The organism is Bradyrhizobium sp. (genome assembly GCF_049798375.1).
Taxonomy (GTDB): domain Bacteria; phylum Pseudomonadota; class Alphaproteobacteria; order Rhizobiales; family Xanthobacteraceae; genus Bradyrhizobium.
In genome coordinates, this window is the sequence record NZ_JBARGP010000632.1 from 1 (window position 1) to 14,387 (window position 14,387).

At 64.3% G+C, this 14,387-nt stretch carries 14 protein-coding genes and 1 pseudogene; 13 read left to right on the forward strand and 2 right to left on the reverse strand.

Features of this window, described 5'->3' with window-relative positions; all coding sequences use genetic code 11:
- The 11 genes and pseudogenes from WA702_RS24880 to WA702_RS24930 all read left to right on the forward strand — a co-directional run.
- Positions 1-219, forward strand: a pseudogene (locus WA702_RS24880) (sugar ABC transporter permease); the annotation flags it as partial.
- Positions 220-231: 12 nt separating this feature from the next.
- The gene (locus WA702_RS24885) at positions 232-1,089 is read left to right on the forward strand and encodes a carbohydrate ABC transporter permease (protein ID WP_425113198.1); all 858 of its coding nucleotides are present in this window, start codon (positions 232-234) and stop codon (positions 1,087-1,089) included.
- A 1-nt stretch (position 1,090) separates the two neighbouring features.
- On the forward strand, positions 1,091-2,227 hold the full coding sequence (locus WA702_RS24890; protein WP_425113199.1) for an ABC transporter ATP-binding protein: 1,137 nt from the start codon (positions 1,091-1,093) through the stop codon (positions 2,225-2,227).
- Positions 2,196-3,323 (forward strand): ABC transporter ATP-binding protein, encoded by a 1,128-nt coding sequence (locus WA702_RS24895; protein WP_425113200.1) that lies wholly within the window; start codon positions 2,196-2,198, stop codon positions 3,321-3,323. Before WA702_RS24890 ends, WA702_RS24895 begins: the two co-directional genes overlap by 32 nt.
- Positions 3,323-4,882 carry an FGGY family carbohydrate kinase gene (locus tag WA702_RS24900; protein WP_425113210.1) on the forward strand — a complete coding sequence of 520 codons (1,560 nt, stop codon included), beginning with the start codon at positions 3,323-3,325 and terminating at the stop codon, positions 4,880-4,882. Before WA702_RS24895 ends, WA702_RS24900 begins: the two co-directional genes overlap by 1 nt.
- Complete coding sequence (locus WA702_RS24905) at positions 4,879-5,919, forward strand: 2-hydroxyacid dehydrogenase (RefSeq protein ID WP_425113201.1); 1,041 nt, start codon at positions 4,879-4,881, stop codon at positions 5,917-5,919. The genes WA702_RS24900 and WA702_RS24905 overlap by 4 nt, the downstream gene beginning before the upstream one ends.
- A gap of 18 nt (positions 5,920-5,937) precedes the next feature.
- Positions 5,938-6,624 (forward strand): class II aldolase/adducin family protein, encoded by a 687-nt coding sequence (locus tag WA702_RS24910; RefSeq protein ID WP_425113202.1) that lies wholly within the window; start codon positions 5,938-5,940, stop codon positions 6,622-6,624.
- A complete protein-coding gene (locus WA702_RS24915; RefSeq protein ID WP_425113203.1) occupies positions 6,624-8,129 on the forward strand; it encodes a glycerol-3-phosphate dehydrogenase in 1,506 nt (501 codons plus the stop codon). The genes WA702_RS24910 and WA702_RS24915 overlap by 1 nt, the downstream gene beginning before the upstream one ends.
- Positions 8,126-8,410 carry a hypothetical protein gene (locus WA702_RS24920; protein WP_425113204.1) on the forward strand — a complete coding sequence of 95 codons (285 nt, stop codon included), beginning with the start codon at positions 8,126-8,128 and terminating at the stop codon, positions 8,408-8,410. The genes WA702_RS24915 and WA702_RS24920 overlap by 4 nt, the downstream gene beginning before the upstream one ends.
- A gap of 21 nt (positions 8,411-8,431) precedes the next feature.
- The gene (locus WA702_RS24925) at positions 8,432-9,082 is read left to right on the forward strand and encodes a TIGR01459 family HAD-type hydrolase (protein WP_425113205.1); all 651 of its coding nucleotides are present in this window, start codon (positions 8,432-8,434) and stop codon (positions 9,080-9,082) included.
- Positions 9,043-9,252 carry an HAD hydrolase-like protein gene (locus WA702_RS24930; protein ID WP_425113211.1) on the forward strand — a complete coding sequence of 70 codons (210 nt, stop codon included), beginning with the start codon at positions 9,043-9,045 and terminating at the stop codon, positions 9,250-9,252. The genes WA702_RS24925 and WA702_RS24930 overlap by 40 nt, the downstream gene beginning before the upstream one ends.
- A gap of 9 nt (positions 9,253-9,261) precedes the next feature.
- On the opposite strand, the gene rhaI is transcribed toward WA702_RS24930, so the two are convergent.
- Complete coding sequence (gene rhaI, locus WA702_RS24935) at positions 9,262-10,557, reverse strand: L-rhamnose catabolism isomerase (protein ID WP_425113206.1); 1,296 nt, start codon at positions 10,555-10,557, stop codon at positions 9,262-9,264.
- Between the two features lie 22 nt (positions 10,558-10,579).
- Entirely contained in the window at positions 10,580-12,667 is a 2,088-nt protein-coding gene (locus WA702_RS24940) for a bifunctional rhamnulose-1-phosphate aldolase/short-chain dehydrogenase (protein ID WP_425113207.1), read from the reverse strand.
- 177 nt (positions 12,668-12,844) lie between these two features.
- On the opposite strand from WA702_RS24940, the gene WA702_RS24945 reads away from it, so the two are divergent.
- Entirely contained in the window at positions 12,845-13,657 is an 813-nt protein-coding gene (locus tag WA702_RS24945; protein WP_425113208.1) for a DeoR/GlpR family DNA-binding transcription regulator, read from the forward strand.
- Positions 13,654-14,387, forward strand: a 734-nt coding sequence (locus WA702_RS24950) for an ATP-binding cassette domain-containing protein (RefSeq protein WP_425113209.1), incomplete at its 3' end; no start/stop codon positions are given. The genes WA702_RS24945 and WA702_RS24950, both read left to right, overlap by 4 nt.

Sequence of the window (14,387 nt, forward strand, 5' to 3'; positions counted from 1 at the left end):
ATCCAGCAATTCGATATCATCTACGCGATGACGCAAGGCGGGCCAGGCAACACCTTGCTGGTGTTCCAGGTTCGCGCCTATCTCGAATTCTACCAATACACCAATGTTGGGAAATCGGCGGCGCTGCTGGTCGTGCTCTGGCTGATCACCTACGTGCTCTCGCATGTCTTCATCAAGAACTGGCTGCGGCTGCGTGAGCGCAGCCACGCCGCGGCATGAGGAGCAGGCCACATGGATCGTAGCTCTCCGATCGAACGCGGCCTTCGCGCCGTGCTGCTGACATTGATCGTGATCTTCTTCCTGTTTCCGATCGTCTGGATCCTGCTGATGTCGTTCCAGACCAACGAGCAGATCCTGCGCATTCCGCCGAGCCTCAGCTTCGTGCCGACCTTGGGCAATTACAAAGCTTTGATCAGCGGCCATCTGCTGACCAGCGCCGGCTCGCTCGACATCGCCTTCATGCGCAATCTCGGCAACAGTGTGCTGCTGTCGACCTGCTCCGTGGTGCTAGCACTGATCCTGGGCGTACCGGCGGCTTATGCCTTTGCCCGGTTCAAGTTCTGGCTCAGCGAGGACATCGCGTTCACACTGCTGTCGTTCCGCTTCGCGCCGCCGCTGCTGGTGTTGCTGCCGTTGTCGCTGTACTTCCAGGAACTCGGGCTGGACGACACCTATACCGGGCTGATCTGGGTCTATCAGTTGATCGCGCTGCCGCTGATCCTCTGGATCGTGCGCGGCTATTTCGAGGACATCTCGCCTGACATCGAGAATGCCTACCGTATCGCCGGCCATTCCTGGCTGCGAACCTTCTTCAAGATCGCTGTGCCGTTGGCCGGGCCGGGCATCGCGGCGGCCGGGCTATTGTCCTTCATCTTCTGCTGGAACAACTTCGTGTTCGCGCTGGTGCTGGCCTCTGCCGACAAGCAGCCGGTGACGGTCGGCGCATTGGCGTTCGTGACCGCGTCCGGCATTCAGTACGGCCAGGTCGCAGCCGCCATCGTGCTCTCGGTCACGCCGACCTTGCTGCTGGCGCTCTACGCGCAGCGCTGGCTGGTCGAGGGCCTGTCGCTGGGAGCCGTCAAGGGCTGATATGGCGCAGATCGAGATCAGAAATTTGCACAAGGCCTTCAAGACCGACGCGGTCCTGAAAGGGCTGTCGCTGAGCGTCGACAAGGGGGAGATCGTTACCCTGTTCGGCCCCTCGGGCACCGGCAAGACCGTGCTGTTGCGGCTGCTCGCGGGCATCTATCCACCGGATGCCGGGTCGATAGGCCTGCGCGGCCGTGACGCCGCGGGCAGCCCGCCGGACAAGCGCGGCATCGGGATGGCGTTCCAGAATTTCGCGCTGTTCCCGCACATGACCGCGCGCGACAACATCGCCAGCGCCTTGACGGCACGGAAGATGGATGGCGCCGAGATTGACCGCAAGGTCGATGCGGTCGCGCAACTTCTCAAGATCCGTCACGTGCTCGGGCATTCGCCACGCGAGCTGTCCAACGGTCAGAAGCAGCGCACCGCATTGGCGCGCGCGCTGGTCGCCGATCCCGACATTCTGCTGCTCGACGATCCCTTGCGCAATGTCGATGCCAAGCTCCGCTACGAAATGCGGCTGGAGCTACCCGCGCTGCTGAAACGCGCCGGCTCGACCGTGGTCTATGTGACGCAGGACTTCAAGGAGGCGATGGCGCTGGGAGATCGCGTCGCCGTCCTGCTCGACGGCCAGATCGCACAATGCGATACGCCGGCGCGGATCTACGCCGAGCCCGTCAATGTCGGCGTGGCGCGGCTGTTCGGCGACCCGACGCTCAACCTGATCGAGGTCGCGCCGCAACTGGTGGATGGAGCGGTCGAGATCCGGCTGGGCGGCACGACGCTCAACCTTTCCGCCGGCTACGCGGCCGCGACCGGCGGCAACTATCTGCTGGGATTGCGGCCGGAAGCGCTACGCATGGTCGACGGACCGGCACCCGGCGCGATCGCCGTGGAGCTGGTGGCGGTGACGCCGTTGAACGAGAAATCGGTGCTGCTGTTCACGACGCCAGGCGGCGAGGAGTTGCTGGCGTCCGAGCCCGGCGACCGCGACGAACCGCGTCGGACCGGACCTGCGCATGTCGCGCTCGATCTGGACGCCGTGCTGTTGTTCGAGCGCGAGAGCGGACGGCGCTTCATTCCAGCCGAGAACGGGGAGGTGGCTCATGAGCGCATCGCTATCACTTCGCGCCGTTGACAAGATCTATCACCCGCGCGGCCGGTCCGCCGTCCACGCGGTCAGGACGCTCAGCATGGACGTCGCGCGCGGCGAGATCGTCGCACTGCTCGGGTCCTCAGGCTGCGGCAAGACCTCGACGTTGCGCATGGTCGCGGGGTTCGAGGACGTCAGCGCGGGCGAGATCTCGCTGGCAGACCGGCGGATCGAGCGTCTCGCGCCTGCCGCGCGCAACGTCGCCATGGCGTTCGAAGGCTATTCTCTCTATCCGCCATTGACGGTGCGCGAGAACATCGCCTTCGCGCTGAAGCGCGGCCGGCTGTCCGCGAGCGAGGTTGCGCGCCGCGTGCAGGAGGTGGCGTCGCTGGTCGAGATCGAGCCGATCCTCGACCGTTATCCCAATTCGATCTCGGGCGGCCAGCAGCAGCGGGCGTCCCTGGCACGGGCTTTGGTGCGTGACGCCGCTCTGTACGTGCTGGATGAACCGATGGGACAGCTCGAGCCGCAATTGCGCGCCGTGCTGCGCGGCCGGCTCAAACGCTTGTTGAAGGAGCGGGCGATGACCTCGATCTTCGTCACCCACGACCAGACCGAGGCCAACGCGCTGGCTGACCGTATCGCCGTCATGGAGGGCGGCGTGCTGCAGCAGTTCGCGCCCCAGCATGTGCTGAAGGAAAGGCCCGCCAACCTCTACGTCGCGACCTTCATTGGCGAGCCGCCGATGAATGTGTTCGACGCGTCCGTGATCCGTGAGGATGGTCGTACAAAATTCGCGCTCGACAACGGTCCGAGCCTTCGTTTCAGCGACAACGAATTGGGACCGGAGGTCCGGAAGGCGATCGGCGACCGGAGCAAGATCGTACTCGGCGTTCGCCCGCACCGTGTCGTGCTCGGCAACGGCAGCGCCGAGACGGCGCGCGTGGTCTCCAACCAATGGCTCGGCGACCAGAGTCATGTCGCGATGGCGGTGGCGGGCAAGCTATTGGTCGCGGTCTCGCATGCACGGGTGAGGGCAGCGATCGGAGACAGCGTGCCTTATGGCGTGCGGGCGCAGGACCTGCATATTTTCGATCCCCACACCACGGTTGCGCTGGCGCATGGAGCGCGAGCGGCATGATGCGCGATCTTATCATCGGTCTCGACGCCGGTACCTCCGTTCTCAAATCGGTCGCGTTCACGATCGACGGCACGCAGGTCGGAATGACGTCGCGTCCGAATGCCTACACCAGGTTCGGGCGCGGATGCGTCGAGCAGGACATGCTGCGGACCTGGGACGATGCGCAGCAGACGCTTTGGGATCTCGCCGCCGTGGTGCCGAATCTGGCAGAGCGCGTCGTAGCTCTGGCCGTGACCGGGCAGGGCGATGGTTGCTGGTTGATCGATGCTGACGGGGAACCGGTCGGCGATGGACTGATCTGGCTGGATTCGCGGGCGGCCGAGATGGCGGCGATCTTCGTCGCAGGGCCCGATCACGCCGCCCACTATGCGACCACCGGCACCGGCCTGAACGCCTGCCAGCAATCGATCCAGTTGGCCTGGATGCAGCAGCATCAGCCGGAGCGGCTGGAACGGGCCGCGACCGCCCTGCATTGCAAGGATTGGCTATATTTCAAGCTGACCGGCGTTCGCGCCGTCGATCCTTCGGAGGCCGTCTTCACCTATGGCGACTTTCGCAGCCGAAGCTACGCGCCTGACATCTGCGAGCGGCTCGGCATTGCAGGGCATGCCGGCCTGTTACCCGAGATCGTCGATGGCGCGCAGACGCATCACGGGCTCTCGGCCACGGCGGCGGCCGCGACTGGCCTGCCGAGCGGCTTGCCCGTGGTGCTCGGCTACGTCGATGTCGTCTGCTCGGCGATCGGCGGAGGGCTCTACGATGTCGGCGGCGAGGTGGGCTGCTCCATTCTCGGCTCGACCGGTATGCACATGCGGATGAGCGTCGGTGCCGAGGCGGTCGCGCTCAACCCGGCCTGCTCAGGGTATACCATGGCGTTGCCCACCCCCGGCCATTATGCGCAGATCCAGTCCAACATGGCGGGGACGGTCAATATCGACTGGGCGATCGAGATGGCCCGGCAGGCCTGCGCCATGGCCGGGATCGACGCGAACCGGCAGGCGCTGCTGGCCGGCGCTGACGCGCATGTCGCTGCCGCGACGCCGGGCAGCGCGCTGTATCATCCCTATATCCTGCAGGCCGGTGAACGCGGTCCCTTCATGAACGCCGATGCCCGTGCGCAGTTCGTCGGGCTTTCGACCAACACCACCTTCGCCGGCCTGATCCGCGCGATCTATGAAGGGCTGGGCCTTGCCGCGCGCGATTGCTACAGCGTGATGGGAAAAATTCCAGAAGAGATTCGTGTCACCGGCGGTGCGGCGCGCTCGTCGAGCCTGCTGCAGATTTTTGCGGATATCCTTGGGTCATCGGTGCGGCGGGTGATGCGCGACGAAACCGGAGCGGCCGGCGCTGCGATGATTGCCGCGATGAGTCTCGGCCACTACGCGAGCCTTGCGGATTGCGCGGATCGCTGGGTCACGCCGACGCTCGGGCCTGCGATCGATCCCGATCCCGAGCGTCGCGTGCTCTACGACAAGCTTTTCCCGATCTATCGGTCTGTTCGTGAAGCCATGCCCCCGGTCTGGGCCGCCCTGGCTGACGCAAGGGAGGCAAACCCATGACGCAATCGGTAGCTATTATCGGGGATCGCTTCATGCTGCCGCGTCTGTTCGAGGAGGCGTTAAGGGATGTCTGCGGTGACACGCTCGCGATCCGTTCGCTGGAGCAGCCATGGCCCGACGAGCCGATGGAGCATGGCTATGCCAAGGCAGGTATGGACGGCCTGAAGGAATATATGGGACAGCCCGACGATATCGTCGCCTTCATCGGTGATGCTCCGATCCTGGTGACGCATCTCGCGCCCTTGTCGGCCGGGATGATGGATCGCCTGCCGCACCTGAAGCTGGTGGCGGTGTCCCGTGGCGGTCCTGTCAATATCGACGTTCGTGCTGCCCGCGCGCGCGGCATCCAGGTCGTCAACACGCCCGGACGCAACGCCAGCGCGGTCGCGGAATTCACCATCGGCGCCATCCTCTCCCAGACCCGCCTGATCACGCGCGGCCACGACTCCTTGCGGCGGGGCGAGTGGCACGGCGACCTCTACCGCGCCGATCTGACCGGCGATGAGCTGTCCGAGATGACGGTGGGCGTCATCGGCTATGGCCATGTCGGCACGCGGGTGGTGCGGCTGCTCAAGGCGTTCGGCTGCCGGATCCTGGTTTGCGACCCCTATGTCCAACTCGCGGTCGAGGACCTCAATGATGGTGTCGAGCAGGTCGGCTTCGAGCGTCTGCTGGCGCAATCCGACGTGGTGAGCCTGCATCCCCGCGTCACCGAGGAAACGCGAGGCATGATCGGCGCAGCGCAGTTTGCCGCGATGAAGCCGGGCAGCTTCTTCGTCAACACGGCGCGCGGCCCATTGGTGGACTACCAAGCCTTGTATGACGCGCTCGCCTCCGAGCATTTGCGCGGTGCCGCCATCGAGACTTTCGCCGTGGAGCCGGTTCCGCCGGATTGGCCGCTGCTGCAGTTGCCAAACGTCACGCTGACCCCGCATATCGCGGGTGCGTCCGTCAAGACCGTCAGGATCGCAGCCCGAGCCGCGGCGTTAGAAGTGCAGCGATATCTGAACGGCGAATCTCTTCACCATCTTTGCTGATCTACCAGGAGCGGAACCATGGACGACACCGAGCTGCAATTGCGGAAAGCGATCATCGACAAGTGCCGCTGGATGAATGCCTCCGGCTTGAACCAGGGCACCTCGGGAAACATCTCGGCCCGGCATGGCGACACCATGCTGATCTCACCGTCGGCGACACCGTATGACATCATGACGCCCGAGATGGTCGCCGCGATGCCGATCGCGGGGGAGTATGGATCGTGGGAGGGGCCGCTGAAGCCATCGACCGAATGGCGGTTTCATCTTGACATCATGAAGGCGCGGCCGGAGGTCGGCGGCATCGTGCACACCCACGCGACGTACTCGACGGTGCTGGCGATCGCGCGCAAGGAGATTCCAGCCTGCCACTACATGATGGCGGCGTTCGGCGGCACGAATGTGCGTCTTGCCGGCTATGCGCGCTTCGGCACCAAGGAGCTGTCTGACTATGCGCTGCAGGCGCTGGAGGGCCGCACGGCATGCTTGCTGGCGAACCACGGCATGATCGCGGTCGGGGCCTCGCTCGACAAGGCGATGTGGCTCGCAGTCGAGCTCGAGACCATCGCGCGGCAATATTATCTCACCTTGGCGATCGGTGGTCCCGTTCTGCTCAGCGACGCCGACATCGCCGAGACGGCCAGCGCGTTCGGCAGCTATGGCGTGCAGGATCCACCATCCAAATCAAAGAAGATCGCATCAAGGTGATGGCGGCTGATACGGTCGATCTTCTCGTTGTCGGCGGCGGCATCAACGGCACAGGCATCGCCCGCGATGCCGCCGGCCGCGGCCTCAGCGTGCTGTTGTGCGAGAAGGACGATCTGGCGCAGGGAACGAGCTCGCGATCCGGGAAGCTGGTCCATGGCGGCCTGCGCTATCTCGAGTACTATGAATTCCGCCTGGTTCGTGAAGCGCTGATCGAGCGCGAAGTCTTGTTGCGCGCAGCGCCGCATATCATCTGGCCGCTGCGCTTCGTGCTGCCGCATTCGAAGGAGCAGCGCCCGGCCTGGATGATCCGGCTGGGGCTGATGCTGTACGATCATCTCGGCGGCCGCAAGCTGCTGCCGAAATCACGACGCCTCGATCTTGCAAGCGAGCTTGCGAGCAGAGCGCTCAAGCCGGAGTTTCGGACCGCCTTCGAATATTCGGATTGCTGGGTCGACGATGCGCGGCTGGTCATTCTCAATGCGCTCGACGCAGCGGCGCGCGGCGCTCGCGTCCTGACACGAACGCCACTCGTGTCAGCGCGCCGGGACGGCGGGATCTGGTGCGCGGAGCTGCGCGATCAGTCCGGCGTTGTCAGTTCGGTTTCGGCCCGCGCCATCGTCAATGCGGCAGGCCCCTGGGTCGAGGACGTGCTGCGGCGCAATGCGGGGCTGAATGCGGGCCACCGCGTTCGCCTGGTCAAAGGCAGCCATATCGTGGTGCGGAAGTTTTGGGACGGGCCGCACGCTTATCTGTTCCAGAATGACGATCGACGGGTGATCTTCGTCAATCCCTATCAGGACGAACTCTGTCTGATCGGAACCACCGATATTCCCTATAGTGGCGACGCTGATAGCGTCGCGGCCGGCGAGGACGAGATTTGCTATTTGCTTCGCGCCGTCAATCGCTATTGCCTGCGCCAGCTCGCGCGTGCCGACGTCGTCCATTCGTTTTCCGGCGTCCGGCCGCTGTTCGACGACAATGCCGAGAATCCGTCGGCGGTGACGCGCGACTATGTCTTCGAACTCAATGACGCTGATGGAGCCGCACCGATCCTGTCGGTGTTCGGCGGCAAGATCACGACCTTCCGCAAATTGTCCGAGCACGCGCTCGAAAAGCTGAAGCCTTATTTTCCCGCCATGACCGGCCCGTGGACGGCAGGCGCGGCATTGCCGGGCGGCGATATCGCGTCGGCCGACTTCGATGCATTTGCCACTCGTCTTCATCGCGACTATCCGACCCTGCCGCGCGAGGTGCTCGCTCACACTGCGCGGCTCTATGGCACTCGTGCTCACCGGCTGCTTGACGGGGTGCGTGCGCCCGCTGATCTCGGGCGTCATTTCGGCGGCTTGTTCTATCAGCGCGAGGCCGAATTCCTGCAACGCGAGGAGTGGGCGGTGACCCCGGAGGATATTTTGGAGCGGCGGACCAAGCACGGGCTCCATCTCACGCCTGGTCAGAAGCAGGCGTTTTCCGATTGGATGTTCACGATGGCGAAATCGGCGTGACCGGCGCAGACGATTCCGAGATGCGCGAGGTGCTCGCGCTGGCGGCACGGCTCGGACGGGACCCTCTGGTCATTCAGGGGGCTGGCGGCAACATCTCGCTGAAGCGCGATGACGTGATGTGGGTCAAGGCGAGCGGCACCTGGATGGCGGAGGCGATGGAGCGCTCGATCCTGATTTCAATCGACACCGCTGCCGCGCCCTTGGCCTCGGATGACGAAGCGCAGTTGCCGAATTGGGACGCGGAGAAATATCGGCAGTCGCTCGATGCGAGGACACCATAAGCGACCTTGTTCTTGGAGTCGATGTCGGCACGTCGGGGGTACGGAGCGCCTCGATCGATCATTGACCAGTATGGCGTGTTGCATGACGGCGTCGCGGCCTATCACGGCGCCATCGATGCAATGGCCCGGATTGCCAGCGATGGGCGCGAGATCATCGTTCTGACGAATTCGGGCAAGGATGCCGCCGCCAATCTGACCCGGCTCAGGAAGCTGGGATTTTCCGGCTCCCAGTTCCGCGTCTTGAGCTCAGGCGAGGTCGGCCTGCAGCTCGTCCGCAGCGGGGGGCTCGGTCCGAAGTTTACGACCGGAGCGGCGGCCTGCGTGATCGGACGCCACGGCGATCACTATGCGTTTGCACCTGACGAATTCGACCTGGTGGCCAGACCCGCCGACGCCGCGTTCCTGGTGTTCGCCGGCTCGGACGCGCCAAGGACATCGCTGGCGGCTTATCGTGCACAGCTACAAACGGCGGCGCAGGCCAGCGTGCCGGCAATCTGTGTCAATCCCGATATCACCATGATCCGGGACGGCGAGCTCGTTCCCGCGCCGGGCGCGATCGCGCGGATCTATGAGGATCTTGGGGCCGGGTCGATTACGTCGGCAAACCCCACAGTGCGTTCTTTCGCCATGCGCTGGCCCTCGCAGCGCGCGATGCCAGCGCGCGTACCCTGATGATCGGTGACAGTCCGGAGCACGATGTGTGCGGCGGCAAGGCAATGGGATTGTCGACCTTGCTGGTGCGGACCGGCATTCACCGGTCGCTTACGGAGCCCGAGTTGCTCAGCCTGTGCGCGGCGTGCGGCGGTACGCCGGATTTCCTCACCGCCACCTTCAAATGGTAATTGGTTGTCTCAGACGATTCCGGCCGAAGTGCCGGTGACCTGCGGCCGCTCGCTTACCTTTTGCTTGCGATAGCCGGAGGCGCGATAGATCTCGATCGGCGCGATGGCGCCACCGGCCCGCAGCCGCGCCATGGCCAGGATCGGTGACACATCGGTGGTGAAGGCGCGCTTGAGTTCGAGGTGGGCGCCGAGCGCGTCATTGGCGGCCTGCGCCGCGGCCAGTGCCGGACGGTCGACGATCAGCGCCTGGGCATAGGCGCGCTGCAATTCGATTGCCGACTGAAGCAGGCTCTCGATCGGATCGGTGACGTTGTGAGACTGGTCGAGCATATAGGCCGGAGCAAAACCCTTTGCGCCGCGCCTCTCGGCGTCGATCAGTTCGTTGAACACCAGGAACAGCCGAAACGGTTCGACCGATCCGGCGTCGAGATCGTCGTCGCCATACTTCGAATCGTTGAAGTGAAAGCCGCCGAGCTTGCCGAAGCGGATCAAGCGGGCGACGATCTGCTCGATATTGACGTTCGGCGCATGGTGACCGAGGTCGACCAGGCACTGTGCCTTCGGCCCGAGCTCTTGCGCCGCCGCAAGGCTCGTTCCCCAATCGGAGATCACGGTCGAATAGAACGCCGGCTCATAGAGTTTGTGCTCGAGAAACACCCGCCAATCGGCAGGCAGCGCCGCGTAGATCTCGCCCATAGACTCCAGATAGCGATCGAGCGCCTCGGTCAGGTTCGACTGGCCGGCGAAGTTCGAGCCATCGGCGATCCACACCGTCAGCGCTCTAGAGCCGAGCTGGCGTCCGATGGTGATGCAGTCGATATTGTGTGCGATCGCCTGGGCGCGCACGGCGCGGTCGACATGGCAGAGCGAACCGAACTTGTACGAATGCGCTTGGCCCGGCTGATCCTGAAAAGTGTTCGAATTCACCGCATCGAAAGAGAGCCCATATCCGGTGGCGATTTCGCGCAGCGCCGCGTAGTCGCTGGTCGCATCCCAGGGAAAATGCGGCGATAGCGTCGGTGTCGCCCGCGCCAGATGGTGGATGGTGGCGCAATCCTCCAGCTTGTCGAACAGATGGCGCGGCTCGCCCGGGCCGGGAAAGCGCGCAAAACGGGTGCCGCCGCTGCCGACGCCCCAGGTCGGGATCGCAACTCCGAACGCCATAACGCTGCGTGTCAGCGCCTCACTGTCGATGCCGCGGCGCGCCAACGAACGTGATAGCGCCGTATAATCCTCGTCGAGCGCGCTCTTTCGTGGCGCATTCTCGCTTTGGAGAAAATCCCCGCTGATGGAAAAGCCGGTCATGCCTGTTGCCCTACGATTGGCGTCACCGCGTGAAGGATTGCGCGTTGCCGGCATCGACATTGAGGATATTGCCGGTCGACTTGGCGGAAAGATCGCTGGCGAAGAAATAGACGCCCTCGGCAATGTCCTCCGGCAATACCGAGAGCTTCAGCATCGATCGTTGCCGGTAGACCTCCTCGAGCTCATCTTCCGCCACCTTGTTGGAGGCGGCGCGTTGCCGGCGCCATTCGCCGGCCCAGATCTTGGAGCCACGCAGCACCGCGTCGGGATTGACGGTGTTGACCCGGATGCCATGCGGCGCGCCTTCCAACGCAAGGCAACGCGCGAGGTGAATTTCCGAGGCCTTGGCCGCGCAATAGGCCGACGCACCGGCTGAGGCCGCGAGGCCGTTCTTGGAGGCGACGAACACGATCGCGCCGCCGCTTTGCTGGCGTTGCATCAGGCGGAATGCCTCGCGCGCCACCAGGAAATAGCCGGTGGCGAGCACATCCATGTTCTTCTGCCACAGCGCCAGGCTGGTGTCCTCGACCGGCGAGGCCGAGGCGATGCCGGCATTGGAGACCACGATGTCGATGCCGCCATAGGCGAGAATGGACTGCGTGAAGCTGGCGGCAACATTCGCTTCGTCGGTCACGTCAAGCTTGATGCCCACGGCGCTGTCGCGGCCGAAGCGTTGCACGATCGCCTCGATGCGCGCGTCGAGCGCCTGCTGGTCGATGTCGGCCAGCACCACGCAGGCGCCTTCGTTCAGCAGCCGCAGCGCCGTCGCGCCGCCGATCCCGCCGGCGCCGCCGGTGATGTAGGCGATCCTGCCGGCCAGCGCTTTGGGCTTCGGCATGCGCTGCAGCTTGGCTTCTTCGAGCAGCCAATATTCGATATCGAAAGCTTCCTGTTCCGGCAGGCCGACATAGGTGCTGACGCCGGAGGCGCCGCGCATGACGTTGATGGCGTTGATATAGAACTCCGAAGCGATCCGCGCGGTCGCCTTGTCCTTGGCAAAGGAGAGCATGCCGATGCCGGGCACCAGGTAGATCACCGCATTGGGATCGCGCATGGCGGGCGAATCCGGTCGCTTGCAGCGCTGGTAATAGGCGGCGTAGTCGGCGCGGTAGGCTTCGAGCAGCGCGTCGAGCGAATTGGCAAGCTTGCCGACATCGCCGTCGAACGGCAGCACCAGCGGGCGAATCTTGGTGCGCAGGAAATGATCGGGGCAGGAGGTCCCGAGCGGCGCTAGTTGGTCCAGCGCGTGCGAATTGACGAACTCCAGCACCTCAGGCGCATCGGTGAAATGTCCGACCTTGCGCTCGTCGCGCGAGATCCTGCCACGGATCAGCGGCATCAGCGCCGCCGCAACGGCGCGGCGCGTCTCGGGCGGGGCGGCATCGACCCGCGGACCGCCGAAGGCGGGCTGCTTTTCATGTTCCGCCAGCCAGTCGGCGGCTCGCTGAATAGTGCGTAGCGTGGTCTGATAGGCCGCTTTCGAGGTCGGCCCCCAGGTGAACAGGCCGTGGCCGCCGAGCACCACGCCGACATATTCGGGATGCTCGGTCGCCATCGCGCCGAGTTTCAGGCCGAGGTCGAAGCCGGGCCGCTGCCACGGCAGGAAGCCGATTTCGCCGCCGAACACCTGCATCGTCAACTGCTCGGCATTCGCGCAAGCGGCGATGGCAATGACGGCGTCGGCATGGACATGATCGACATGCGGGTGGGGCACGAAACCGTGCAGAGCCGTGTCGATCGAGGTCGCGCGCGGATTGAGGTTGAAGGTGCAGTGATTGAACAGCGCGACCATCTCGTCCTCATGGGCGAGGCCCCGATAGAGCTGTTTCAGGCTTTCAAGCTTGTCGAGATAAAGCGTGGAGAAGCCGTCGCGCTTCATCGAGCCGATGTCACCGCCTGAGCCCTTGACCCACAGCACGGTGACGGGCTGCTGCGTCAGCGGATCGGTCATGGTGAGTTTGGCCGAGGTGTTGCCGCCGCCGAAATTGGTGATGCGAAGGTCGCTGCCGAGCAGGTTGGAACGATAGAGCAACAGGCCCGGCTCATCGAGGTCCGCCGCATAGGCGTCATTCCAGAGATCGGGAAGCGGCGCGGCCGCAGCCTTGGTCATGAACCTTTCCTCCCTATTCTGTAGTTGTGCGAACGATAGTATCGCGATCAATCACGGTCAATCACCGCGTGATTGATGTTGCTGTGCAGCGTGATTGATCTTGGATGAAACTGGAGGTTTAGCGTTGACCGCACGCAAAGTTCATGACTAGCTATGCATGTCGGGAGGAACAGGGCCGTGCATGAACGCGAGCGCTGGCAGCTGATCAAGGCAATGCTGAAGCAGCAGCCGCTGGTTCGGATCGCCGATGTCTGCCGTGCCACCGGCGCCTCCGAAGCCTCCGTCCGGCGCGATTTTGTCCGGCTTGCCGAGATGGGTTCGGCGACGCGTGTGCGTGGCGGATTGGAGCCGATGTCAGGTTCGCCGACTGAGGCGGGCGACGCGCCGGCGCTGGCGACCCGCTCCTTCGAGATCAGCAAGACGCTCAACGTTGCCGCCAAGCGGGCGATCGCGCGCGCCGCGGTCGCGCTGTGCAGCGACGGCGACGCCATCATCATCAATGGCGGCACCACGACGTTCCAGATGGGTGAGTTCCTGCGCGAGCGCCGTCTCAAGGTTCTCACCAATTCCTATCCATTGGCCGAGACGTTGATTCACCATTCCAATTGCCGCGTCGCATTGCCGGGCGGAGAGGTCTATCGCGAGCAGAAACTGATCGTGTCGCCGTTCGAGGAGGACGCGATCCAGCATTATTCGGCCTCGCGCATGTTCATGAGCGCGATCTCAATCGGCCTGCTCGGCGTGGTCGAAGGCGATCCATTGATCGCCCGCGCCGAGAGCAAGCTGATCAAGCGCGCCGACAGGCTGGTGGTGCTGGCCGACAGCTCCAAATTCACGGCACGCGGCAGCCTGGTGGTGTGCCCGCTGTCGCGGATATCGACTGTCATCACCGACGCCGAGGCGCCTAAACACGCGCTCGACATGCTGCGCGACGCCGGCATCGAGGTGATGATCGCGGCCGATGCGCCTGATGAGGTCGTGGCCGCATGAGCGATGCCGGCGACGTAGCGCTGCGAGAGAATACGCCTGCGGCGCCGCTGCTGGCGGTCGAGGGCATCGAGAAATCTTTTCCAGGCGTTCGTGCGCTGTCGGGCGTTTCGTTCGAGGTCGCGCGGGGCGAAGTTCATGCGCTGCTTGGCGAGAATGGCGCCGGCAAGTCCACCCTGATCAAGATCATCTCCGGGGTCTATCAGCCCGACGCCGGCACCACGAAGGTCGACGGACAACCGCTTCCTTTGGAGTCCCCGGATGATGCGCGGTGCGCCGGAATCGCGACGATCTATCAGGAGCTGCTGCTGTTTCGCGATCTGTCGGTCGCCGAAAACATCTTCTTGGGCCATGCGCCCCGCAGCCGCGGCGGCTGGCTCGACTGGAAGGCGATGGCTGCCAAAACCAAGGCGCTGCTCGCGTCCCTCGAGATTACGGACCTGACACCGGGCCAGATCGTCGGCGCGCTCAGCGTCGGCAATCGCCAGCGCGTCGAGATCCTGCGGGCGCTGTCGCAGGATGCGCGGCTGCTGATCATGGACGAGCCGACCGCCGCGTTGACCGAATATGACGTCACGCGGCTGTTCGACCTGGTGCGGCGGCTCAAATCACGCGGCGTTGGCATTATCTATATCAGCCACCGCATGGACGAGATTTTTCAGCTGGCCGATCGGGTGACCGTGCTGCGCGATGGCGCCCATGTCGGCACCCGCAAGGTCGCCGAAACGTCTTC